A 22,207-nucleotide genomic window follows, 5' to 3' on the forward strand; every position below is an offset into this window, starting at 1 on the left:
ATAGAGAAACGGGACAATTTCATGTTAACCACATGAATTATAATAATTTTCCTTCAATTTTCGACTGAAGAAAACCGAACATCCCATCCCGATACCCACCGACGGACGCACCTGTGTTCATTCCTTCGGAGGCAGGAATGCCGCCAATTGCTTTGCCGTGGGAGCAGTCCACTTTCCGACCCTCTCGTCGTCCGGCAGCGCCCTGCATCTCTTCGTGGTTGCAGATATCGGGTTCGGATCGTTCTCATACTCTGCCGCGATTTCCGGAAGCACGACGTCCCGGAAGTACCTGAGCTTGGCATAGGACTTCGGCGAGTTCGTCGCCAGGTACGTCATGAACCGGAGTTCTTGATCGACGTCCGCGAAGAAATCGACAGGCTCCCAACCTCGTTCCGCATAAAGCTGTACGGTCTCGATGACGTTCGCGAGCTTGTATCCGGCGTTCCTCACCTCCCGATCAGTTACGCCCGCACAGAGGCCCCGTAAATCAGCCACGAAATCGCCCTGCGTAGCACGGCGAACGGCGATATCAATGACGGTGACAAGCGGACGGGGATCGAGCAGAGGCCGCAGCAGTCGTAGCCATGGTTGCAGTTCCTCCGTGCTGGAGAACGTCCGCCATGCTGCACCCGTGAACATCACCGCCAGTACGTCCAAGAGCCATGGATCGTCCCAGAAGGTTTGCGTCCGGCTTTCGACCTCTGGACGTCGCAGGAGCTTGAAACCGTTGATCCGCTCTTCGTCCTCGATCCACGTCGCAGCGTCCTTCATGCCCTTGAACCGCCGGCCTCGGCGGATCGCAATCACGTTGCCACTCACGAGGATATTGAAGCCGATGCCGGCCGCCGTGATTGCCGCCAGAAGCTCCGGTAGTTTCTTGCGGCGTTCGGATCTGGTGGAGCGCGGCAAGGCTTCGGACAGGACGTCAGCATCATCCCACAGCTTTGCGACGCAATGATCCACCTCAACGAGCCATGCGCCGTCGATCGAGAAGGTGCTGTCGAGCAACCGGGCAAGGCGTTTCACCGTAGACGGCAGCGCATTGATCTTCTTTTCGCGAAGGGGGGCGATGCCTTGCATACGCAGATGCCGCGCCATCGTGGATTTCGACTGACCAGAGATCCGGGCAGCGTTCCTTATGCTGGGCTTCAGGCCGTCTTCCGTAGCGTATTCGAGAAACAGAGGAGCAGCCGCCGCTTGTGCTGCGCGCTCTTCACGCCGCCGCGAAGGCTTCCGCTTCGGTTTGTGGTAACGCTGGCTCACCCAGCTAGAAACAGCGTCCACGAGTGCGGCTGCTTCACTGGCATGCAAGTCACCACCTGCCCCTCCCTCGCGGAGCCAGGCGTCGAGAACGTCCCGGCAATGCTGACGTAGCGCTTGCGCATCGTTTCCGTGCTTCTGCACATGGCCATACGCGCTCTTGCGAAGGAACTCAAAAGCATCCGGATTCGCGCTCATTCCATCGTCAACGGCGGCTTTACAATGTCAGCGATGTCATTCAACATTCTGGAACACCTTGATGAAAAACCGCCTGAGGGGGCCAACCCGTTGATGGCGGTTTTTCTATGTTCGTCCCACGACGCGCGTAGGTCAATTGCTGACGTCGCCCACGAGCTAGTCGCCGGTAGCGATCTTCAGTCGCGGTTTGGTATTGAAGGCAGTAGGTAAACCCAGCGCAGCCTTTCCCTTGCCGGTTCCCGGATGAGCGCGGTGGTCACCTTCCATGTGGAAGTACTGAGCTGGAACATCCGCGACTTCAACGGCTGATGGCACGGGTAGCCGACGTTTCGGCATAAGGTGCATCGGCCCATTTTGCGGTACGTCGAGTAGCTGCGAACTGATCGCCCTGGCCAAGATCTCGGCGATAAGGCTAGGAACGGCGTTCCCGAGCATTCTTTGCATTTCGGTGCGTCCGACATCGATCTTCAAACCGTCGGGGAACGTCTGAAGTCGACACAGTTCTTCGAAAGTCAGCTTCCTGGAATTCCAATGAAACGGACCGATTGCAGAGCCTGGTTGCGCCTGCACAGTCCAAGAAGGAAGACGTTTCGACAGTTTGAGGAGAAAGGACCAATATCTCGTCCGCCAGCCAAACAAAGGCCGTCCTTCCCCTCTGGGCGTATGATAGAGATAGTTTTGCCCCTCAGGAATGCTTGGCAGCAGATCGCCCCACTTTCCACCGACTTGGAGACCGGTGACGTCGTTCGGTTCTGCGAGATCGCCTATGGCATCCCATGCTGTCATGAAGGGCTCTCGTTCGGCTCCGAACATATCGTCCGAGACAGCGATAGCAGCGCGGTGGGTAGGCTCGGGGAATCGAAAAGTTCTTCCATCTCGGGCACCGATAATGAAAACCCGCTCCCTTATCTGAGGAACCCCGTACTCGACACACTTGATTACTCGCCATGTCGGTCGGTAGTCGGTGCCCACTTCCCTGTTGACGTTCTCGATACCTTCCAGAAGTAGCTGTAAACCCTCGTCCTTCCCCTCGTAAGCAAGGCCGCCCACGTTCTCAAGAAGGAAGGCCTTTGGCCGAGTATCACGCAGCACTCTTAGATAGGCAGCGAGCGTGTTCGAGCGCGGGTCATCCAGCCGGAGAGTGTCACCCCTTACCCAATAGCTCGACTTTGAGAACGGCTGACATGGGGGACCCCCGATCAACATATCCGCTTCCCCGACTGCCAATGATGCGGCATCGAGGATTTGGTCTGAAGGGACATTATGAATGTCGCCCTCTATCACGTTCCAGGCAGAACGATTTAAGCGCATCGTCCGACAGGAGAATTTGTCGAGTTCGACGGCCACGCGAGTGTTAAAGCCAGCTTCTTCGAAGCCGAAATCCAAACCGCCGATGCCACTATAGAGACTGATTGTCTTAAACATGAACAAGCCTTAACCGGCTGAGTAACCGGTCGTTAACCGTAAACGATGACATTGGGCCTTAGTCCACAAGAAATTGCGACCGGTCAAATGCTACGAATCGACAAGAAGTTAGCGGAAGAAATCCTCCGTGAGGAGGCACGAAATTCGGAAGCTGATGGCGGCGATCTATCTTGGATCCATCACATCGAGAAGCTGTCAGATTTATGTGAACAAGGAAATGCCCGCACCCACATTGCCTTCATCGGGACGGCAATCCTCGCGAAGTGCATCGACCGACGCGCTGACCTGAAATGGGTGAAACCGTCCCATGCGAAAGACGCTCCTTTTGCGTTCTCCGCACGCACCTTGGCAGAGGGTGTGTTGGTCCCCGTGGCGGCGGACCTCGGCATCCACATTGGGGTGACGTCCCCACAGCCTCTCAACAACCAGCCGTATTTTCGTATGACGTATCTAGGAGATGCAACCCCAATCCACGCTGGAGGGCGACCCGCGTTCGACTACGTGCTCGAGTTAGTCCGCCTCCTCGACACGATGGACGAGCAGCAGAGCAGAGCGGCAATGAGGGCCTATGTTGCAGTACGTCGACGCTATCAACCCCGATACGCTGAGGCTCCAGGTGAATTACACGTCACACCCGCCACTCTCGCAACCGCAATCCAGATCTTCGTGGGTGAAAACTCGGAGGGTGGAAAACGAGCACAGGCAGTCGTGGCTGGGCTCTTCGATGCGGCTTTTGGCGACGAAAATGTAGAGTCCGCGAGAATCAACGATCCATCGCGTAGTCACCCTGGTGATGTCTGTGTGGTCATTGAAGATGCCACCATCAAAGCCGTGGAGGTGAAGGACAAGCCAGTAACCTTTAATGATGTCCAGATCTTTGGCAAAAAAGCGATCGACATGGGAGCAACCGATGCCGCCTATGTTATGGTCGCAGCACGCCAGAATGAGCTTGATGCGAATGCGCTTCATAACTGGGCAGATAGATTTGGTCTGGCGCTTTCATTGTTCTACGGTTGGCGCTCGCTTGTTCAACAAGCATTGTATTGGTCGAATCGTCCGATGAGGGCAGCATCAAAGGTCGCGGCTGAACGAATTCGTCACAGACTACTCGCTGTGGAGGTCCATCCGAATTCGATTTCCCGATGGGATACTTTAATCGCTGCGACGGCAGGCGATTAACGCGTTCAACAGCCTGCGGCCGATCTATTGCAGGCTGCCACACTTAATACTACCTTTCCGCGTGGATAGGTGGAGATTCGGATGGCACGTGCCGCGAAAAAGCTTGTAAAGCCGTATCTATTTTCTCAGGTATTCAAGGGCACTGCATTCGCGTTGGACAAGGCCGGACTTTTTGACCCCGTCCTCAACTCCGATAGTAAGCTTTTCATTGATCCACTGTTGATCGAAGCCAGTGATAACCCTCACATGGCGAGCGCATACGACCAGCTCCGGAAGCACTTCGAGAAGGCCGTGAAGCTCCTAGCAGCAAGCAAGTCCGTGAACGATCCTGCCTGGAAGGCTGCTCGTGGAATTTTGGACCTTAAGGAGAGATCCGAGACCTGTCTTGGATACGGCGGATCGAGCATCAGCGGAAATTCAAGATCCGAGGAACTGAGAGAACGGATTCTGACAACCACTAAACAGATCATAGAGCTTGGCGAAGACAACCCCGAAATAATCTCTCTCATGGGTATGTTCGAAGAAGGGGTCGGACCTGACACGATTAGCGACCTTACAACCTTCGCGATACTTCCTGCGCTGTGCGCACTGACTGAGGAGTTCTGTCAGCAGAACAAGGTGCCCGTTCGCCAGTTCAAGGACTACTTCGGCGCGATGCTTCCTGAGAACCCCATCGATCCTGCCAAACCCATTCTTCTCGTTCCGCAGGACATTTTACGCGATCTACCACTCGCAACGGATTGGTCGGACGTATCTCGGGTAACGTTCGAAAACGAGAAAATCAGAAAGGCCTTCAACGAATTCGTCGGCTTGATTTCCCAAGCAACACTCACGGAGAAGAAGGAGGCTATAAAAAAGACTGCTCTTCTATCGCTGGAGCACTTCCGAGCGATCCTGGATGCAGTGCTTGGATCCAGTGACGCTTACGATCCGAAGGCGGATCCTCTCAATCTCTACCGCTTCCGAGAGATGATCGCTGGCGATCTGAGTGCGTTCATGCAGCCGGGCTTGAAGATTGGGCAGCCTACAGCCGCCGAACTCCAACGGCTCGTAAAGTTGATTATCGCGCACTTCACGACACTCGTCGAGAAGAACAACTTGTGGGAACTCCTTTGGCAAGGAGACAAGCCTAAGAGAGAGAAGGCCGCGCAATTGATCTTCTTCGCCGTGGCAGACACCTTCTGCAAGGCGAATGATATCGACATCGCACCAGAAACCAACCCCGGCGGCGGTCCGGTAGATTTTCGATTTTCTAAGGGCTACACAAACCGAGTGCTGGTGGAAATCAAGCTCTCGAAAGGCAAAGTTGTCCAAGGATACAAGACCCAGATCGGCATATACCAGGGTGCATCCGGTACAGACTGGGCTATCTTTCTTCTGATCAACGTTGGCAAGATGGGGCAGAAGCTTGCTGACATCACGAAACATCGCGATGCCCAGGTTAAAGCTGGCCTTGCCGCCCCCGAGATTATCCTGGTCGACGGGCGTCGAAGACGTTCGGCCAGCGTTCGAGATACCCTCCTCGAAGTGATCGAGGATGATTTCGAGGACGATGACGACGTGGATGGCGAATAGCTCATGAAGGATCAGCAAGAGCACAACAAGATCGACAGCGACGAGTGCGTTTTTCCGCCCGACCACCCGCTGCCAGCCGACCAACTCGGGCGTTACAGTCCGGAACGAGACTTCTACGCTGAGCGAGACATTGCAGACTATGTCGAAGGGCAGGCTCATGGCGAAGAAACTGTGCTGAACGTGGAGCGTGTTAAGACCGAATACGTCTTAGGTGATGCATACGAAATTTGGGATGTTCATACGGACAAAAATCGTTGGTGGGTCATTACTCACCCCACCAACCTCTATTCTCAACGCCATTTCCCGAGCCTCGATTATACCCTGTCGTTTCACATCGGGCTCATGATGAGGGTGATGAGCCGATCTAAGAAGGACGGTGACGACGAGGGCTCGCCATTCGATGAAGTGATGCGCCGTCAGGTGCAAGCAGCAAAATTACTTGAAAGAGCGATCGAGGCCGTCGACTTCCAATCTGTCGGGATGCAGCTTCGCGAATGCCTGATTTCACTGGTCAGTGCCGTGAGAAGGAGAGTGGAACTGGAGGGGGTGACTGACAGGCCGAAGGACGCGGATGTCGTCGGATGGAACCGTCTGCTGACGAGCAAGCTATGCCCAGGCGAGAAGAATGACGAACTACGGAACTACATGAGAGCGGTCGTCGAAAAGGCTTGGCCCCTGGTCAACTGGCTGACTCATCATCGGAACGCGAACAAGACCTCGGCGCTTATCGCGCTGGATGCGGTGGACGCGATCGTCAAGCATTACATGCGGCTGCTTAGTCGAGAACGTCATGATCGAATTGATCAGTGCCCACGGTGCGCATCCCGGAATTTGCGGACGTTCTTCGACATAGCTATCGCAACCGAGGGAGCCTATTTTGAATCCTGCGCCGAGTGCGGCTGGGATAGTCACCCTGGTTATCCCGATGACGAGGAGGATCGAGAGAACGTCGAGGCTCATTAGATCTTAAACATGGGTTCGCTGTCGTCGCGGCATCCCGCGTCACGTAATTGTTGACACCCCCACAAACTACCCCCACATTGTTGACGTGACATTGAGCAACGCATTGAAAGTCAACAGGATTCCAAAGCGCCCGTCCGGCTCCAGGTTCCCCAGCCAAATTTCTCCAAATAAAATCAGCTTCTTGAGTTTGGAATGGTCCGCGTCATCGCGATGCCCCGTTCAAACGCGATAAACGGCCGCTCCACCAGACATGCCCGCGCCAGCCGCTGTTAAAAGCAGGGTTTCGCCTTCCGTGAAAGGCCTTTCGGCATTGGCGACGGACAGCGAAAGCGGAATGGTTGCGGCGGAGGAATTGCCGAAGCTTTCTATCGTGCGAACCGTCTTTTGCCTGTTGATACCGAGATTGCCGCAGACGGCGTCAAACATGCGGGCATTGGCCTGATGGGGTACGAAACGGTCGATGTCGGCTGCCGTCATTCCGGCCTCGTTCAGCACCCTTTTCGAGGTCTCTGTCATCAGCATCACGGCGCGGGAGAAGACCTCGCGGCCATCGCGCATTGTCATTAGCACCTCTTCGGCGGATGTATCGGCAGAGAACGGCTGGCTACTGCCTCCCGCCGCTATCTGGATCAGATCATAACCGCCGCCATCCGCAACAAGATCGGCTGACAAAAGCCCACGCTGCGCCTCTTTGCAGGGCTTGAGTACAACGGCGCCGGCGGCATCAGCGAACAGGACCGCGCTTGCCCTTTCCACCGGATTGATACGGCGGCTCAATATATTGGCGGCAACGACGAGCACGGCGCGGCCGTGGGTGCGGACAAAGCCATCGGCAAGGGTGAGCGCATAAAGAAAGCCGGAACAGGCCCCAGCGAGATCGATCGCGCCGGATCGGACGAGGCCCAGCCGGTGTGCGAGCAGCGGTGCCGAGGGTGGCAGAAGATGATCCGGTGTAGAAGTTGCAAGCAGCGTCAGCGCGATCTCGGCGGAGCCAATTTCCGCATCTTCCAGCGCCATGCGGCTGGCTCTTGCGGCAAGGCCGCTCAACGTGTCACCCTCATGCGCCCAATAACGCGTGCGGATGCCGGTGCGCCTCTCGATCCAGCCGGCCTCCAGCCCGAGGCTGGCCTCTATCTCGGCATTATCGACACATCTTGACGGAACGGCATGACCAAAACCGGCCATGCGGGAAGAACGGGTCTGCATTGTCAGGGCTTTCGGAGACGGTTCTGGAACAGGCTGAACATGGCCGTACGCTGTTTTCACGCGATGCCGGCCGCACGCGATTTTAACGATGCGGTTTCGGTGACGATCCCGGCCACCTCGTCGATGGCGTCAAAGGCGCTGGTCAGATCTTCCCCCGTCGAACAATAGGGCGGCATCAGATAAAGCACATTGCCGAGCGGGCGGATGACGAACCCGCGCTCGCGGAACAATTGCCGCATGCGCGGGCCCGCCTCGGCGAGATAACCACCGCCAGGCACCACGAGGTCGAGCGCCGCGATGGTCCCCATTTGCCGGATGCCGGTGAAACGCCGGTCATCCGCAAATCGCCGGAGATTGTCGCGCAGCATCTGTTGCAATTGCCCGATGCGCTGAAGCACGGGCTCATCCCGCCAGACCTGAAGATTGGCGACAGCGGCAGCGCAGGCAATCGGATTGGCCGTATAGGAACTGGAATGGAAAAAGGTCTTGCGGCGATCCGTCGAAAAATGCGCATCGAAGATTTCCGCGCTGCACAGCGTTGCGGCGAGCGGCAGCGAGCCGCCCGTAAGCCCTTTGGATGTGCACAGAATATCCAGCGAAATACCTGCCTGTTCGCAGGCGAACAGGGTTCCCGTTCTGCCCCAGCCCGTCATCACTTCGTCTGCGATGACGAGACAGCCATGGCGCTCGGCGATCTGTTTCAGCCCGGCCAGTATATCCGCACCGTACATCTTCATTCCGCCGGCTCCGAGCACCAGCGGCTCGATCAGCAAGGCGCCGATACGGCCCGAACGGCAGAAACTCTCGAACATGTCCAATGTCTGCTGTTCGCCGCCCGCTTGCGGAAAAGCCAGCCGGTCGACGCCGAAGAGTAACGGTTCGTAAGCGGCATTGAATACGCCGCGCTCACCTGTTGACATGGTGCCGATCGTATCGCCGTGATAACCATGCTCCATCACCACGATACGGTCGCGCTTTTCCCCGCGATTGTGGAAATAGCCGAGCGCCATTTTCAGCGCCACCTCAACCGCAGTCGAGCCACTATCGGAATAAAACACGTGGCTTAGCCCGTTGGGTGCAAGCCCGATCAGCCCGCGCGCCAGCGTTTCGGCGGGTTCATGGGAGAACTCGGCGAAAATGATCTGGTCGAAGGCCTCGGTCGCGGCGCGGATGGCCGCCATGATCGCCGGGTGCCGGTGCCCGTGGGTGATGACCCACCAGGAGGAAATGCCGTCGAACAGGCGATTGCCGTCCTCATCGACGAGAAATGCGCCTTCCGCTGATACGACGCGTTTCATCGGCGGTTCCAGCCCATGCTGGGTGAAAGGATGCCAGACAGGGGAACGGCTCATGCCGGCGCCTCCAGAAAATCAGCGAGATTGAAGTGTTGGGCAAATGCCTGATGCAGCGCCTCTGATGTCATCTCCGGCAGGCGCGGCAGACGACCAAGCGGGCGGACGGCGCCGACATTGGCGATAACGCGCTCATTTTCCCGGTTCTCGTCGCCGATGAAGACTACGCCCTGCACCGGAATGGCGCGGCGCCGCAACGCCTCGAGCGAGAGCAGCGTGTGGTTGATGGTGCCAAGCGAGGTCCTTGCGCACAGCACAAGCGGAATTTGCCAGCGGGCGAAAATATCGGCGAACAGCAATGTGTCTGTCAGCGGCACCAGAAGCCCGCCCGCCCCCTCGATGACAAGAGGTCCATCCGTTTGCGGCGGCAGCAGCCGCGAGGGATCGATCGTTGCATTCTCGAGGCGGGCCGACAGATGTGGCGAGGCCGGCATTTTCAGGCGATAGGCCTCGGGCAGGATACGCGCCTGCGGCACGCCACCCAGTCGTTCCACCGTCTCACTGTCTGTTTCTTCCTCCAGCCCGGATTGCACGGGCTTCCAGTAATATGCCTGCAGGGCGTGGGTCAGCGCCGCGGAAAAAACCGTCTTGCCGATGCCCGTGTCGGTGCCTGAAATGACGAAACGAGGGCTCATTTCCGCTCCTCCGCCAGCGAAAGGGCAAGCAGCCCAATCATATCGGCGATCTGTCTCTCATCCACGTTGAGCGTGATGGCGATGCGCAGGCGCGCCGTGCCTTCCGGCACCGTCGGCGGGCGGATCGCCCGCACATCGAAACCGCCTTCCCGCAGATGCGCGGCGATACGAAGCGAGCGGGCATTGTCACCGATCATCACCGGTAATATCTGCGAGCCGCTGGGCGCAACACCGAGCCGGGAGCGAAGCTCTTCGCCGGCAAAGTTTACCAGCTCCGCCAGCCGCACACACCGCCACGGCTCATCGACGATGATACGCAGGGCTTCCCGCACCGCCGCCGCCATCAGCGGCGAAGGCGCGGTCGAATAGATGAAACCGCGGGCGCGGTTGACGAGATAATCGGCAAGAACCGCCGGCAGGCTCAAAAGCGCGCCGGAAAGGCCGAGCGCCTTGCCGCAGGTGTGCAACGCCACCACATTGCCGTGGCCTTCCAGCTCCGCGGCAAGGCCGCGCCCGCCGGGGCCGAACACGCCGGTCGCATGCGCCTCATCGACGACAAGGAAGCCCTCATGTTTCCCGGCAAGATCAGCCAGGGCCGCAAGCGGGGCACGGTCCCCATCCATGGAATAAAGGCTTTCGACAGCGATCCACGGGCGGCCCCGGCCACCCTCCTGCCGCCAGCGGATTATTTCCCGTTCGAATGCCTCGACCTGATTATGCGGCACGGCGATCACCTTCGCCTTGCCGGCAGCGATACCATCATGGACGCTGGCATGGATCAGGGCGTCGTGAAGGACGAGGTCTTCCCGCAGCGGCAATGTGGAGAACAGCGCGACATTGGCGGCAAAACCGCTGCCGAAATAGATTGCTTTTTCAGCCCCGAACAGCCCCGCTGCTTCCGCTTCCAGCGCCTCATGTTCGCGGTGGTTGCCGCGCAGCAGCCGCGAGCCGCCGGCCCCTGCCGGCACGCCCCTTCCGATGGCATCGGCAAATGCCTCCTTCAGCCGGGGTGAATCCGCAAGGCCAAGATAGTCGTTGGAGGTGAAATCGATCCCCTCCTGGGGAGCGAGCACGCGCAGCCGCGACTTGCGCTGCAGGCCGGCGAGCTTTGCCTCATAGGGGGAGAGCGCCGTGAGATTCACCGGCACCCTCCCGTCTCCCCAGACTGCAATTCCGTACGCTGCAGTTCCATCGGCTTCAGGCCCAGACGGCGGAAAAGCGCCGTATCGTGGTCCTCACCCGGATTATCCGCCGTCAGCAGTGTCTCGCCGATGAAGATGGAATTGGCACCGGCCAGGAAACAGAGCGCCTGTGTCTCATCGCTCATCTCCGTACGCCCGGCCGAAAGCCGCACATGCGAACGCGGCATCAGGATACGCGCCAGCGCGATGGTGCGGATGAAATCGATGGGATCAACGGGATCGGCATTGGCGAGCTTCGAGCCGGGGATCGGGATCAGCATGTTTATCGGCACGCTTTCCGGCGGAACCGGCAGGTTGGCGAGCGTCACCAGCATCGAAATCCGGTCTTCCACCGTTTCCCCCATGCCGAGAATACCGCCGGCGCAGACCTTGATGCCGGCATCGCGGACATTGGCAAGCGTTTCCAGCCGGTCCTCGAAGGTACGGGTGGTAATGATCTGCGAATAAAACCGCTCGGACGTGTCGACGTTGTGATTGTAGTAGTCGAGACCGGCATCGGCCAGCCGTTCGGATTGTTCCGGGGTCAGCATGCCGAGCGTCATGCAGGTTTCCATGCCGAGCGCCTTCACGCCCTCGACCATGGCCACCACCGCCTCCATGTCGCGTTCCTTGGGATTACGCCAGGCAGCCCCCATGCAATAGCGCGTCGCCCCGCCTTCCTTCGCCTTGCGCGCCTCAGTCAGCACCCGCTCCACTTCCATCAGCTTGGAGGCCTTGAGGCCGGTGGGGTTGCGAGCGGACTGGCTGCAATAACCACAATCCTCCGGGCAGCCGCCGGTCTTGATGGATAAAAGCCGGCTCATCTGGATGGCATTGGGATCGAAATGACAGCGATGCACCTGCTGGGCGCGGAACAGGAGATCGTTAAACGGAAAATTATAGATAATTTTTGCTTCTTCGAGTGACAAGCTGCTGCCAATATCTAGAATCGGAGCTGGGTTTCTGTCGATTTGCGTGACGATCTGGTCCATCTGTCGATCTTTCCTTCAAAATAAATAGATAGAAGTTATTTTTATCTATTTTTTTCGGGCTGCTTTTTGCAAGCACTTTTTTCGAGAAAAATTTCCGAGAGGAGAGATGGGCGGCACATGCGGGATCAGAATCGCCGGGTTTCAATGCTGAAATTCATTGAATACGCACGCACTCACGGAAAAGATCGGATCGGCCAATGGCGTGAAAACTCCGCACTTGCTAAGGGTGAGACATGATCGCACTTCGTCCCTCCGAGAGCCGCGACGCTGCCCGCATCCTCGACATATGGAGCAAAGCAGTCGACGCCACCCACCAGTTCCTCCTGCCGGCGGATCGCGCCGCGATCGGGAAGGAAGTCGAATCTTTCCTGCCGCAGGCGCCGCTGACGCTGGCGGTCGATGCTTCTGACCATGTCCTCGGTTTCATGTTTCTGCATGAAGGGCATATGGAGGCGCTTTTCATCGATCCGGACCATCATGGCCAAGGCATCGGCAAGGCACTGGTGCAGAGGGCGCTTGCGCTTCATCCCGCGCTGACCACTGACGTCAACGAACAGAACGGCGAGGCCATGGGTTTTTATCGTCGGCTGGGATTCGAACCGACCGGACGCTCCGATCTGGACGGACAGGGGCGACCCTATCCACTCGTTCATCTTCGATTTCGCGCAACGGAAAAATAGGCCGCCGAGATCGTCGGGGAGGATCAAGCCACGAACACCATAGTCCGCTTCGCAACCGAAGATTTTTTGCCCGAACACCGCTTCGACCAATGGCGCGAAGTGCGCGGCAAAAGCCTGTTTGGCGTGACGATCGAGCTTGCACGGGATCTTCGCCACAGTTTCAAGGGTTCGTTTCAGGCGCGCGCCGTTGCCGGCGCCGTGGCAACAGAAATGCGCGCTTCTTCTTACCGGGTGAACCGCACGGAAGCCGATATTGCCCGCATTGCCGGCAACAGCCTCTGCATCGGCCTGCAGGTCAAGGGTTCGGGGTTTCTGCATGCCGGCAGGGATCAGGTTCACGCCGTCGGCGGCGGCGATATCACCATCAACTATTCCGACTTGCCCTATGACGCGATACCGGGAAACGAGGCCGATTTTCACTACAAGATGCTAAAAATCCCCGTGGACTACGAGGTCATGCTCGGTCAGGCCACCGATGACCTGTTTGCGACGCGTTATGCGGAAAACAATAGTTTCGCCCTGCCCTTCCGGGCCCTTTTCAACGCGCTGAACGCTGCCCCCGGCAGGCTCATCGATCCCGCACGCGATGTCACGCATATCGCCCGGCTTGCCATGACGGCGCGCGGACGGCTTTCGCCCGCCATGCCGGAGGTGCGCGCCGCGCTCAGGACCGGGCTCTGTTATGCGGCCCAGGACATCATGATACGAAAAAAATCCCGGCAGAACCTCACCCCTGCCGCAGTCGCGAAGGAACTCGGCATTTCGCTTCGGCAATTGCATGTGGTTTTCGAGGGTGCGGAACTGTCGTTTTCCCGCACGCTCTCCTCCATGCGGATCGAGGAAGCGAAGCGGTTGCTGCTGGCATTCCCCGCTCTGCCGGTCACACAGATCGCCTATGGCTGCGGCTTCGACAGCCTTGCAACATTTTACCGTGTGTTCGCCGGCACCTATGGCATGACGCCCGGTGACGCCCGCGCTGAGGATATGCCGCCGGCTTAAAATTTCACCTCTGCGCGCAATGAGAAGACGCGCCATTTCAGCTCCTGTAAGGCCGGTAGACCATCCCATTCCGGAGCGCGGCCCATGACCAATTTTTTCGACTTTGCGATTTCCCGACTACCGGCCGTCGTCGCCGATGGCCGCGGTCCGGCACCCTGCGAAATAGAGGCGATGCTGCAGAAAGAGCCCTTCGCGGCCGCGCTGCGGCTTCTATCGGGTAGCTTTATCGCCCTCTACGAAGGCTCGCCCGAGATGACCGCGCTCTTCGCAACACGCCAGAACCGGCTTCTTTGCCATGCGCTTCTGGCGCTCTATTTTCAGAAATGCGGGGACTGTGAAACGGCAACGGGAGAAGCAGCCCTGACGCGGGAAGATTTCGGCCATCTGGCGCTCCGGCACGGGCTCGCCAGCCACAGCGTTGCCTATGCCTTCTTCAAAGAGGCGCTGAAACGCGGAATGACACGCCCGGTCGACCAATCCGGCAACGGGCCGGGCAATGGGGTGGTGCCTTCAGCCCCGGCGCTGGCGATGCTCGCGCAATGGTACGACGTGCATTTTCAGGCGCTGGACCTGCTCGATGAGGGCTTCAGGGCATCGCGCTTCATCAGGCGATCGGAAGCCCTGCTTCCCCATATCCACCCCCGTGTATCACAGGCGTTTCTGTCACATCCGGAGGTGCGCTGCCCCGGCCCGCTTTCCATCATTTTCAACTGGTTCGATGCGGGCGGCCTGCTGATGGACCGCCTTATCGCCGGGATCGACTGGGAAAGACCGCCCGAACAGGGCAGACGTGTGACCGATGTGGAAACCGTGACACAGCTGGCGACCTCCCTCTCCGTGTCACGCATCCATGTCGGCCGCAAGCTTGCCGCGGCCGAACTGATCGGCGGCATAGGCTGGAGCGGACGGCGCGGCCGTTCCGCGCTCTGGATCTCGCAGGGCTTTTACGAGGAATATGCCCGCACACAGGCCCGCAAGCTTCTCATTCTCGATGATGCCTTCATCGACTTCGTGTGAGCTGCGGACAAACTGCACGCCCTGCCATTCGACTGGAAGGTTTGGCTCCGCATCAAGCGCGACATAAAGGCTTTCGTTGATGGTTATGAGGGATATCCATTGACAAATCACAGGACTGCAGCTTTTCTATCCAGCATGCGTGAGATGTTGCGAGCATCGAAATTGATGGCCCTGTTGTTCAGACTGGTGATGATCCTGTCACTGGCGGGCTATAGCGTTTCCACTGTCAATGCCGCAATGCATCCTGCCGAAGCCGGTGGAATGCAGCACGATCAGTCCGCCATGATGGATCACGGCGCGATGATGGACCATGGCGGTTCAGCCATGATGTCCGACAGTCATGATCACAAAGATATGGTCGCCGAGCATGATAGCGGCGCCCAAAAAACCGCAAAGCCCCAATGCTGCGGCGATTTCTGTCTCGGCATGGCGGTCCTGATCAGCCACGACACCACTGGCAGACCCGTCGTCAACAGCATCCGTTCCTTCCTTGACGACAGCAAGGCGCTCGGCCAGACCCCGCTGCTTCACCGCCCCCCGAATATCTGAACAGGCAAAGCCCGCCTTTGGGCAATGACCGTGCGTGAGCGGCTTTAGCGCCGTCGCGCCGTTGCATCTCCTGTTCGGAAAATATCCATGAACCCGATTTATATTGTGGTTGCAGCGCCCCTGCTTCTGGGCGGCTGCACAGCCACATCCCTGATGAACGACGCCGCCTCCTATGACGATGCGGCAAACCCGACGCTTGGCGCGGGGCCCATCCGCTATCAAACCCCGGTTGCGGGTTACACGCACCGCGCGCCGGTGGACCCGAAGCCCTGGCGTAACCAGAACGATGCACAGGCTCCGAAAGGAGATGCATCATGACATCACGCACATTCAAGCTCGGCGCTAAACTCGCGGCCACCCTTTGCCTGCCGTTTCTTCTCGGCGGCTGCGTCACAGCCGCCCAATATGCGTCGCGCGACGCCGGTTTCACCAATGTTTCGGCCCGAACATCCGAAGCAACAGGCAAGCAGGCGGTCTGGGTGCAGAACCGGGCCGAGGCGCAGGCGACGCAGGCCCGCGTCAAATCGCTGATGACAACCAGCAAGACCCTTGATGTCGAGACGGCGGTGCAGGTTGCGCTCCTGAACAACAAGGGCCTTCAGGCGGCCTATGCCGATCTCGGCGAATCCGCCGCCACCGCATGGCAATCGACCATGCTGGTCAATCCGCGGGTCGGCATCGGGCTGACGGGGATCGGCACCCCGGGGCTCAGGGCCTACAAGGCGATCGAAGGTGTCGTCGTCACCAATATTCTGGCGCTCGCTACCCTCAAGGAAAATGTCGAGATCGCCGATACCGGTTTCCGCAAGGCGCAGCTCGCGGCCGCGCTGAAGACGCTGCAACTGGCGTCGGATACCCGCCGCGCCTGGATCACCGCAGTGGCAGCATGGGAAAATGTCGGCCAGCTGGCGCAGGCACAGACCGCGGCGGATGCCGCCTCGGAACTTGCCGTCAAGCTTGGAGAAGCCGGTTCGCTCAACAAGGAAGGTCAGGCCCGCGAGCAGGTCTTTTATGCCGAACTGACCGGCCAGATCGCCAAGGCGCGGCTTGAGGCCCGTCTTGCCAAGGAGGAACTGACGCGGCTGATGGGACTGTGGGGAGCGGATATCGAATACACCATTCCCAACCGCCTGCCCCCGCTTCCGAAGGCGCTTAACAAACGGGATATGATCGAGGCCGAGGCGCTGCAGCGCCGTGTGGACCTGCAGATGGCCAGGCTCGATCTGGAGGCCACCGCACGATCGTTCAAGCTCACCGAGGCCACCCGATACGTGACCGATCTCGAAATCCGCTCGGGTTTCGAGACCGAACGCGAGCTGGAAGACGGCGAAAAACACAAACAGACGACCGGCAATGCCGAGCTGGAATTCGTCATTCCGATCTTCGATTCCGGTCAGGCGCGCATGCGGGAATCCGAACTTGCCTATATGCGCGCGGCAAACCTGCTCGCGGAAAAGGCGGTCAATGTTCGCTCGGAAGCCCGCTCGGCCTATCAGGCCTATCGCTCGAATTATGACATCGCCCGGCACTATCGCAACAGCGTGGTGCCGCTGCGCACCAAGATCGAGGAGCAGTCGCTGCTGACCTATAACGGCATGATCACCAACACCTTCGAACTGCTCGCCGACAGCCGGGAAAAGGTCAATTCAAGCCTGCTGGCCATCAATGCGAAACGCGATTTCTGGCTCGCGGACGCCGGCCTCGCTCCCGCCATCTACGGCGGAGGTACAGGTGCTGCGGCAGGTGCGGAGACCGAGGTTGCCACCGCTGGCGGCGGCGGTGGCGGACATTGAGAAAGGAAATTACCATGTTCAATAGAAGAAACTTTCTGGGTGTCGGCGCCGCTATGGTCTCCACGGCGGCCTGGGCGAAAACATCGAATAGCAGCCTGCCGGAAGCAGCCGTGATGGAAACGGCCGCGACCCAGGCTCCGGTCAAGCCCACCACAGGCCCCGATTACAACCCGGTCGTTACCCTCAACGGCTGGACCCTGCCCTTCCGGATGAACAATGGCGTCAAGGAATTCCACCTTGTCGCCGAGCCGGTGGAGCGCGAGATGGCGGAGGGCATGACCGCCCGGCTGTGGGGTTATAACGGCCAGTCGCCCGGCCCGACCATCGAGGCCGTCGAAGGCGATCGGGTGCGTATTTTCGTCACCAACAAGCTGCCGGAACATACAACGATCCACTGGCACGGCATGATCCTGCCGTCAGGCATGGATGGTGTGGGCGGCCTGTCGCAGCCGCATATCCCCGTTGGGAAGACCTTCGTCTACGAGTTCGATCTCGTGAAGTCGGGCACCTTCATGTACCACCCGCATTCGGACGAGATGGTGCAGATGGCGATGGGCATGATGGGCTTTTTCGTGATCCACCCGAAGGACCCGGCATTCATGCCCGTGGACCGCGACTTCGTGTTCCTCATCAATGCCTTCGACATCGATCCCGGCTCCTATGTGCCGAAGATCATGACCATGACCGACTTCAATCTGTGGTCATGGAACAGCCGGGTGTTTCCGGGCATCGATCCACTGGTGGTTTCCAAGGACGACCGGGTGCGCGTGCGCGTCGGCAACCTGACCATGACCAACCACCCGATCCACATGCACGGTTACGATTTCGAAGTGACCTGCACGGATGGCGGCTGGGTGCGGCCCGAAGCGCGCTGGCCGGAGGTCAGCATCGACATCCCCGTCGGGGCGATGCGCGCCTATGAATTCGACGCCAAATATGTCGGTGACTGGGCGATCCATTGCCACAAGTCGCACCATACGATGAACGCGATGGGACATGATGTCCCGACCTTCATCGGTGTCGACAAGAAGACCGTCACCGAAAAGATCCGCAAGGTCCGGCCGGAATATATGCCGATGGGCACCGCCGGCATGGCCGATATGGGCGCGATGGAAATGGAGATCCCTGAGAATACCGTACCGATGATGACGGGATGGGGTCCGCACGGCCCCATCGAGATGGGCGGCATGTTCTCCGTGGTGAAGGTTCGCGAAGGCATCTCCGCGGGCGATTACGCCGATCCCGGCTGGTACGAAAACCCGCCCGGAACCCAGGCCTGGGAATGGACCGGCGAGTTGCCGGATACGCAGAAAAACACCGACCCCAAAACGCAGATCACGCCGCAACCGATGAAACACGGCTGATTGCGCAGACCAACGACCCCATCAAAATCAAGGAACATACAGAATGACCAAATTGAAACTTGCACTGCTTCTCACCGCTCTCGCCACGCCTGCCCTGGCATCGGGCACCCACGGCGGCGGCCATGCAGCGATGGCGATCGGCGAACCCGGCGACAAGGCCAAGGTGACCCAGACCATTCAGGTGACGATGAAGGAAACGTCCGACGGCAAGATGCTGTTCGCGCCCGCCAAGTTCGAATTCAAGAAGGGTAAGACAGTTCGCTTTGTCGTGAAGAATGTCGGCGAACTGGACCATGAATTCATTCTCGATGAACAGAAGGCCAATCTGGAGCACAAGGCTGCCATGGAGAAGGCGCCGGAGATGGAACACGACAATCCGAACGCGATCAGCCTCGCGCCGGGCGAGAGCGGCGAAATCGTCTGGAAATTCACCAATGACGGCATGTTCGAATTCGCCTGCCTGAAACCCGGACATTACGAGGCCGGCATGCGCGGCGATCTCAAAGTTTCTGCAAAATAATCCAGCAACAAAGGAATATGACCATGAAGACCATCGTTAAAATCACCGTCGCAGCAGCACTCCTGCTCACCGCTCCCCTCAGTGCATTCGCAGAGGAGTTCACCAAGGGAACGGTCAAGAAGGTTGATGCCGCGGCCAAAAAGGTCACCATCATCCATGAAGAACTGAAGAACCTCGACATGCCGGCCATGACGATGGTGTTCCGCGTCAAGGACGATGCGATCCTCGCCAGGCTCAAGGAAGGCGCCAATATCGAGTTCATTGCAGAACGCGCCGAAGGCAAGCTTGTCGTCGCACAGGTGAAATAAGGCCTCAGCAGCCGGTCCAAAAGAAACAGAAAGGGCAGCGGTTTTCCGCTGCCCTTTCTGTATTGGTGTCAGGACGTCCTGCGAACTCTAGTGTTCGGCAAATGGCCTTGGTCCTGCGGCGGGCCGCGACCCGCCGACCTTGGGCGAGAAGGCCGCGTCTATCGCCTGCCGATTGTTCATGAACGGCCGTTGGAGCAGAAGGAACACCACGAGCATCAAGGGCCATGCAATCAGGACATCGGAGAGGAAGTGAGCCCCCATCGCCACCCTGTTCAGGGAGACAATCACGATAAACGGCGCCAGTATTGCGGTGCCTATCAGGCGAAATTTCTCTGGCAGGAGGATGATGAAGGCCAGGAGGGCGACTGCGGAAGCACTTTCACCGGAAGGAAAAGAGCAGTTTCGGGCGCAGCTGCCATTGAGGGAAAGAACCGGCGTAAAAAACAGCTCTCCCCCGAACTCTGCGAGATGCCGCGGCCTTGCCCTGCCGAACAGGTTTTTCAGGGCATGCACCGTGGCTCCTGGCCCAAGAGCAAAAAAGACCATAATAAACAGTAGCTTATGTGGCGGCAAAAGCCGTAGCAGGCCGCGCGAAAATGGCATGGCGAAAAGCATGCCCGCAAGTCCTGATAACAAGACCGCCGGAAGCATGCGGTTCAGATCACGGACGGCAATCAGGAACTCGTCCTCACCGAGGGTGAAACCGTCCGCCCAGAATTGCCGGCTCACTTCAAGATCGATATCCGGCCTGATCGTAAAGACGATCATCATCGCAAAGGCGACCAGCAGAGCCTGCAGAGAGGGGCTGCCGGAAGCACTCACAAATGCCTGACGGACGACAAAGACGGCGTTTGCGCGAAATTTCGACCGCCGGGTCCAATTCCGCTTCTTTTGGTGGGTTTTACTGGCGAGAGACTGGTGCATGACCAGTTCTCTTCCGCAGAAATGTCAAGGCATTGCGGAGAAAGACACAAGACTGCAAGGAAAGCGGTGCGCATTGGCTTTATTAGAGGATAGAGGCTCTTGCCCGACGTTTCGCATCCGCTTAGCGTCCCGCCACCACCACAGCCTATATATAAATAAATTTGCGGGTTCAGCATGGACAAAGGGCTTATTCTGATCGTCGAAGACGACCCTGATATCATTCAGATTCTGGACGCCTATCTCATTCGCGAAGGATACAGAACCGTCAGAGCCGGCGATGGAGAAACGGCGCTGACCCATTTCTCCATGTTGAGGCCGGATCTGGTTCTCCTCGACATCCGCCTGCCGAAATTCGATGGCATCGAGGTGTTGAACCGCATCCGGCGGGAACGGGAAACGCCCGTCATCATGGTCACCTCTCTTGCGGAGGATATGGACAAGCTGACCGGCCTTCGCCTCGGCGCTGACGATTACATCGTCAAACCTTTCAACCCGCATGAGTTGATCGCCCGGGTGAATGCCGTGCTGAAACGCACGCGACAGCCAGGCTCCGGCGGGGTTTTGCGCTTCGGGGCCATCGAAGTGGACACCGAAGCTTATGTTGCGGCCGTCTGCCATGGTGGAGAGCGGGCCGTTCTGCCCCTGACGCTGAGCGAGTTCCGGATCCTCGCCCATATGACGCGCCGTCCCACCCACGCCTTTCAGCGCGCCGATATTCTCGACGCCTGCCTGCCGGAAAGCGATGCGCTGGCGCGCACCATCGACACACATATCGCCAATCTGCGCAAGAAACTGACGGATCATGGCGCCTGCGGTTATCTGGTCTCGGTGCGCAGCGTCGGTTATCGGCTGGCCGGGGAGCAAAAACCATGAAGCCCTGGCGACTCCGCCTGCGCACGATGACGGCGATCACCATCACCACGATGCTCATCTTTGCCGTTGCTTTGGTCTATTTCGGCGTTTCCTGGTATGCGGACAACATTGAGGAGCGCATCATCGCCCAGCTGTCGCCCGATGCCGCCAAGGCCTTCTCGGATATCGACCTGGGCATGATGCCGGATCAACGCCAACTTCAAGCCCTTGTCGAGGTTTTGCCGGGCCTGGAGGATCAGGCAGATAACGAGCTTATCAAATCGGTGTTCGTCTTCGGATTGCTCGGTGTCTTCCTGTGCAGCTTGCTTGGTTATTTCATATCTCGGCGCATTGCCGCACCTCTCGGCGAACTTGCTGATGCCGCGCGGCGCATGGCGACCGGCAACTTCAGCGGCGGCGCAAAGATCAAGGCGAGCCCCATCGCCGAAGTCGCATTTCTGGTTGACAGTTTCGAGACTCTGACGCGGGAACTTCAGATGATGGAACGCCGGCTGAAGTTCAACACGATGGCGGTGGCCCACGAGCTGCGCACCCCACTCACGATCCTGCGGGGCCGTTTGCACGGCATCGCGGATGATGTCTTTCCCCTCGACAAGCAAGCCATTCGCCACCTCATCGTCCATGTTGAGGGACTGGCGCGTCTTGTTGACGATTTGCGCACGCTTTCGCTGGCGGAAACCAACAGTCTCGTCAAAGACACCGAACCGCTTGATCTTGCCGCCGAATGCGCGGCGGTGGCTGAAGCGGCCCGGCCACTGATGGATGAGGTCGGCATTGATCTCGATATGTCGCTGGAGCCCGCTCCCGTTTGCGGCGATCGACAACGCCTTCGGCAGCTTCTGCTGATTCTGATGGATAATGTGCGCCGCTACGCGGCGAGCGGCGGGTTTCTGCGTTGTTCGACCGGGCTTCAGGACGGGCGCGCCTTTGTCGCGATCGAGGATAAAGGGCCGGGCTTTCCCGCTGGCGTCGAGGCGCACGGCATCGAACTCTTCTGGCGGACGGAACCGTCGCGCGCGCGCAAAACCGGTGGCACAGGTCTCGGCCTGTCGATTGCCCGCGCAATCGCACGGGCGCATGACAGCGATCTGCAGATAAAGGCGCGGCCGGATGGCGGAACTATCGTGACGATTGTATTCGGGGAAGCCTCCTAAAATCTCCCGGCCAACCGTCTCTTTGCGGTTGCTTGTTTTTGCGCTGAGGCGACGAACCGG

The 22,207-nt window shown here is 58.7% G+C and carries 22 protein-coding genes; 14 read left to right on the top strand and 8 right to left on the bottom strand.

Annotated elements, in window-relative coordinates:
- Positions 1 to 117: 117 nt before the first annotated feature.
- Positions 118 to 1,458 (bottom strand): hypothetical protein, encoded by a 1,341-nt coding sequence (locus tag AC5I5B_RS25490; protein WP_495752920.1) that lies wholly within the window; start codon positions 1,456 to 1,458, stop codon positions 118 to 120.
- Positions 1,459 to 1,614: 156 nt separating this feature from the next.
- Positions 1,615 to 2,883 carry a DNA cytosine methyltransferase gene (locus AC5I5B_RS25495; protein WP_495752921.1) on the bottom strand — a complete coding sequence of 423 codons (1,269 nt, stop codon included), beginning with the start codon at positions 2,881 to 2,883 and terminating at the stop codon, positions 1,615 to 1,617.
- A gap of 87 nt (positions 2,884 to 2,970) precedes the next feature.
- Here AC5I5B_RS25495 and AC5I5B_RS25500 point away from each other — a divergent pair, with 87 nt between their 5' ends.
- The 3 genes from AC5I5B_RS25500 to AC5I5B_RS25510 all read left to right on the top strand — a co-directional run bounded on the left by AC5I5B_RS25500 (position 2,971) and on the right by AC5I5B_RS25510 (position 6,600).
- Positions 2,971 to 4,062, top strand: coding sequence for a restriction endonuclease, SacI family (locus AC5I5B_RS25500; RefSeq protein ID WP_495752922.1), 1,092 nt, complete (start codon positions 2,971 to 2,973; stop codon positions 4,060 to 4,062).
- Between the two features lie 81 nt (positions 4,063 to 4,143).
- Positions 4,144 to 5,637 carry a DUF8370 family protein gene (locus AC5I5B_RS25505; protein WP_495752923.1) on the top strand — a complete coding sequence of 498 codons (1,494 nt, stop codon included), beginning with the start codon at positions 4,144 to 4,146 and terminating at the stop codon, positions 5,635 to 5,637.
- 3 nt (positions 5,638 to 5,640) lie between these two features.
- The gene (locus AC5I5B_RS25510; RefSeq protein WP_495752924.1) at positions 5,641 to 6,600 is read left to right on the top strand and encodes a hypothetical protein; all 960 of its coding nucleotides are present in this window, start codon (positions 5,641 to 5,643) and stop codon (positions 6,598 to 6,600) included.
- Positions 6,601 to 6,819: 219 nt separating this feature from the next.
- Here AC5I5B_RS25510 and bioZ read toward each other — a convergent pair whose 3' ends face one another.
- The 5 genes from bioZ to bioB are packed head-to-tail and all read right to left on the bottom strand — an operon-like array spanning position 6,820 to position 11,966.
- Positions 6,820 to 7,806 (bottom strand): 3-oxopimeloyl-[acyl-carrier-protein] synthase BioZ, encoded by a 987-nt coding sequence (gene bioZ / locus AC5I5B_RS25515; protein ID WP_111834824.1) that lies wholly within the window; start codon positions 7,804 to 7,806, stop codon positions 6,820 to 6,822.
- Positions 7,807 to 7,862: 56 nt separating this feature from the next.
- Positions 7,863 to 9,158 carry an adenosylmethionine--8-amino-7-oxononanoate transaminase gene (locus AC5I5B_RS25520; protein WP_111834823.1) on the bottom strand — a complete coding sequence of 432 codons (1,296 nt, stop codon included), beginning with the start codon at positions 9,156 to 9,158 and terminating at the stop codon, positions 7,863 to 7,865.
- On the bottom strand, positions 9,155 to 9,793 hold the full coding sequence (gene bioD, locus AC5I5B_RS25525) for a dethiobiotin synthase (protein WP_003508378.1): 639 nt from the start codon (positions 9,791 to 9,793) through the stop codon (positions 9,155 to 9,157). The genes AC5I5B_RS25520 and bioD overlap by 4 nt, the downstream gene beginning before the upstream one ends.
- Positions 9,790 to 10,935 (bottom strand): aminotransferase class I/II-fold pyridoxal phosphate-dependent enzyme, encoded by a 1,146-nt coding sequence (locus AC5I5B_RS25530; RefSeq protein WP_111834842.1) that lies wholly within the window; start codon positions 10,933 to 10,935, stop codon positions 9,790 to 9,792. Before AC5I5B_RS25530 ends, bioD begins: the two co-directional genes overlap by 4 nt.
- Positions 10,932 to 11,966 (bottom strand): biotin synthase BioB, encoded by a 1,035-nt coding sequence (gene bioB / locus AC5I5B_RS25535; RefSeq protein WP_111834822.1) that lies wholly within the window; start codon positions 11,964 to 11,966, stop codon positions 10,932 to 10,934. Before bioB ends, AC5I5B_RS25530 begins: the two co-directional genes overlap by 4 nt.
- Positions 11,967 to 12,199: 233 nt before the next feature.
- Between bioB and AC5I5B_RS25540 the strand changes: the two genes are divergently transcribed.
- The 9 genes from AC5I5B_RS25540 to AC5I5B_RS25580 all read left to right on the top strand — a co-directional run bounded on the left by AC5I5B_RS25540 (position 12,200) and on the right by AC5I5B_RS25580 (position 19,196).
- Positions 12,200 to 12,646, top strand: a complete 447-nt coding sequence (locus AC5I5B_RS25540; RefSeq protein WP_020810257.1) for an acetyltransferase — start codon at positions 12,200 to 12,202, stop codon at positions 12,644 to 12,646.
- 99 nt (positions 12,647 to 12,745) lie between these two features.
- Positions 12,746 to 13,645: an AraC family transcriptional regulator gene (locus AC5I5B_RS25545; RefSeq protein WP_031233879.1), complete on the top strand. Its 900-nt coding sequence runs from the start codon at positions 12,746 to 12,748 to the stop codon at positions 13,643 to 13,645.
- Between the two features lie 84 nt (positions 13,646 to 13,729).
- Positions 13,730 to 14,662, top strand: a complete 933-nt coding sequence (locus tag AC5I5B_RS25550) for a hypothetical protein (protein ID WP_080864629.1) — start codon at positions 13,730 to 13,732, stop codon at positions 14,660 to 14,662.
- A 165-nt stretch (positions 14,663 to 14,827) separates the two neighbouring features.
- Positions 14,828 to 15,211, top strand: a complete 384-nt coding sequence (locus AC5I5B_RS25555; RefSeq protein ID WP_162690422.1) for a hypothetical protein — start codon at positions 14,828 to 14,830, stop codon at positions 15,209 to 15,211.
- A gap of 87 nt (positions 15,212 to 15,298) precedes the next feature.
- Entirely contained in the window at positions 15,299 to 15,529 is a 231-nt protein-coding gene (locus tag AC5I5B_RS25560) for a hypothetical protein (RefSeq protein WP_003508366.1), read from the top strand.
- Positions 15,526 to 17,004 (top strand): TolC family protein, encoded by a 1,479-nt coding sequence (locus AC5I5B_RS25565; RefSeq protein ID WP_111834820.1) that lies wholly within the window; start codon positions 15,526 to 15,528, stop codon positions 17,002 to 17,004. The genes AC5I5B_RS25560 and AC5I5B_RS25565 overlap by 4 nt, the downstream gene beginning before the upstream one ends.
- A 14-nt stretch (positions 17,005 to 17,018) precedes the next feature.
- Positions 17,019 to 18,368, top strand: coding sequence for a multicopper oxidase family protein (locus AC5I5B_RS25570; RefSeq protein ID WP_080864632.1), 1,350 nt, complete (start codon positions 17,019 to 17,021; stop codon positions 18,366 to 18,368).
- A gap of 43 nt (positions 18,369 to 18,411) precedes the next feature.
- Positions 18,412 to 18,888: a cupredoxin domain-containing protein gene (locus tag AC5I5B_RS25575; protein ID WP_111834819.1), complete on the top strand. Its 477-nt coding sequence runs from the start codon at positions 18,412 to 18,414 to the stop codon at positions 18,886 to 18,888.
- 23 nt (positions 18,889 to 18,911) lie between these two features.
- Positions 18,912 to 19,196: a copper-binding protein gene (locus AC5I5B_RS25580; protein ID WP_080867454.1), complete on the top strand. Its 285-nt coding sequence runs from the start codon at positions 18,912 to 18,914 to the stop codon at positions 19,194 to 19,196.
- An 87-nt stretch (positions 19,197 to 19,283) separates the two neighbouring features.
- Here the strand turns inward: AC5I5B_RS25580 and AC5I5B_RS25585 are convergent, their stop codons facing one another.
- Positions 19,284 to 20,120, bottom strand: coding sequence for a phosphatase PAP2 family protein (locus AC5I5B_RS25585; RefSeq protein ID WP_111834818.1), 837 nt, complete (start codon positions 20,118 to 20,120; stop codon positions 19,284 to 19,286).
- A 174-nt stretch (positions 20,121 to 20,294) separates the two neighbouring features.
- Between AC5I5B_RS25585 and AC5I5B_RS25590 the strand changes: the two genes are divergently transcribed.
- Complete coding sequence (locus AC5I5B_RS25590; protein WP_003508360.1) at positions 20,295 to 20,993, top strand: response regulator; 699 nt, start codon at positions 20,295 to 20,297, stop codon at positions 20,991 to 20,993.
- Entirely contained in the window at positions 20,990 to 22,147 is a 1,158-nt protein-coding gene (locus tag AC5I5B_RS25595) for an ATP-binding protein (RefSeq protein ID WP_107677799.1), read from the top strand. Before AC5I5B_RS25590 ends, AC5I5B_RS25595 begins: the two co-directional genes overlap by 4 nt.
- Positions 22,148 to 22,207 lie beyond the last annotated feature (60 nt).

It is taken from the genome of Agrobacterium sp. (assembly GCF_059499945.1).

Excerpts from the sequence above, each read along its gene's own strand:
- AC5I5B_RS25490 (WP_495752920.1), bottom strand. The coding sequence starts at position 1,458 with ATGAGCGCGAATCCGGATGCTTTTGAGTTCCTTCGCAAGAGCGCGTAT.
- AC5I5B_RS25495 (WP_495752921.1), bottom strand. The coding sequence starts at position 2,883 with ATGTTTAAGACAATCAGTCTCTATAGTGGCATCGGCGGTTTGGATTTC.
- AC5I5B_RS25500 (WP_495752922.1), top strand. The coding sequence starts at position 2,971 with ATGCTACGAATCGACAAGAAGTTAGCGGAAGAAATCCTCCGTGAGGAG.
- AC5I5B_RS25505 (WP_495752923.1), top strand. The coding sequence starts at position 4,144 with ATGGCACGTGCCGCGAAAAAGCTTGTAAAGCCGTATCTATTTTCTCAG.
- AC5I5B_RS25510 (WP_495752924.1), top strand. The coding sequence starts at position 5,641 with ATGAAGGATCAGCAAGAGCACAACAAGATCGACAGCGACGAGTGCGTT.
- bioZ (WP_111834824.1), bottom strand. The coding sequence starts at position 7,806 with ATGCAGACCCGTTCTTCCCGCATGGCCGGTTTTGGTCATGCCGTTCCG.
- AC5I5B_RS25520 (WP_111834823.1), bottom strand. The coding sequence starts at position 9,158 with ATGAGCCGTTCCCCTGTCTGGCATCCTTTCACCCAGCATGGGCTGGAA.
- bioD (WP_003508378.1), bottom strand. The coding sequence starts at position 9,793 with ATGAGCCCTCGTTTCGTCATTTCAGGCACCGACACGGGCATCGGCAAG.
- bioB (WP_111834822.1), bottom strand. The coding sequence starts at position 11,966 with ATGGACCAGATCGTCACGCAAATCGACAGAAACCCAGCTCCGATTCTA.
- AC5I5B_RS25540 (WP_020810257.1), top strand. The coding sequence starts at position 12,200 with ATGATCGCACTTCGTCCCTCCGAGAGCCGCGACGCTGCCCGCATCCTC.
- AC5I5B_RS25550 (WP_080864629.1), top strand. The coding sequence starts at position 13,730 with ATGACCAATTTTTTCGACTTTGCGATTTCCCGACTACCGGCCGTCGTC.
- AC5I5B_RS25555 (WP_162690422.1), top strand. The coding sequence starts at position 14,828 with ATGGCCCTGTTGTTCAGACTGGTGATGATCCTGTCACTGGCGGGCTAT.
- AC5I5B_RS25560 (WP_003508366.1), top strand. The coding sequence starts at position 15,299 with ATGAACCCGATTTATATTGTGGTTGCAGCGCCCCTGCTTCTGGGCGGC.
- AC5I5B_RS25565 (WP_111834820.1), top strand. The coding sequence starts at position 15,526 with ATGACATCACGCACATTCAAGCTCGGCGCTAAACTCGCGGCCACCCTT.
- AC5I5B_RS25570 (WP_080864632.1), top strand. The coding sequence starts at position 17,019 with ATGTTCAATAGAAGAAACTTTCTGGGTGTCGGCGCCGCTATGGTCTCC.
- AC5I5B_RS25575 (WP_111834819.1), top strand. The coding sequence starts at position 18,412 with ATGACCAAATTGAAACTTGCACTGCTTCTCACCGCTCTCGCCACGCCT.
- AC5I5B_RS25580 (WP_080867454.1), top strand. The coding sequence starts at position 18,912 with ATGAAGACCATCGTTAAAATCACCGTCGCAGCAGCACTCCTGCTCACC.
- AC5I5B_RS25585 (WP_111834818.1), bottom strand. The coding sequence starts at position 20,120 with ATGCACCAGTCTCTCGCCAGTAAAACCCACCAAAAGAAGCGGAATTGG.
- AC5I5B_RS25590 (WP_003508360.1), top strand. The coding sequence starts at position 20,295 with ATGGACAAAGGGCTTATTCTGATCGTCGAAGACGACCCTGATATCATT.
- AC5I5B_RS25595 (WP_107677799.1), top strand. The coding sequence starts at position 20,990 with ATGAAGCCCTGGCGACTCCGCCTGCGCACGATGACGGCGATCACCATC.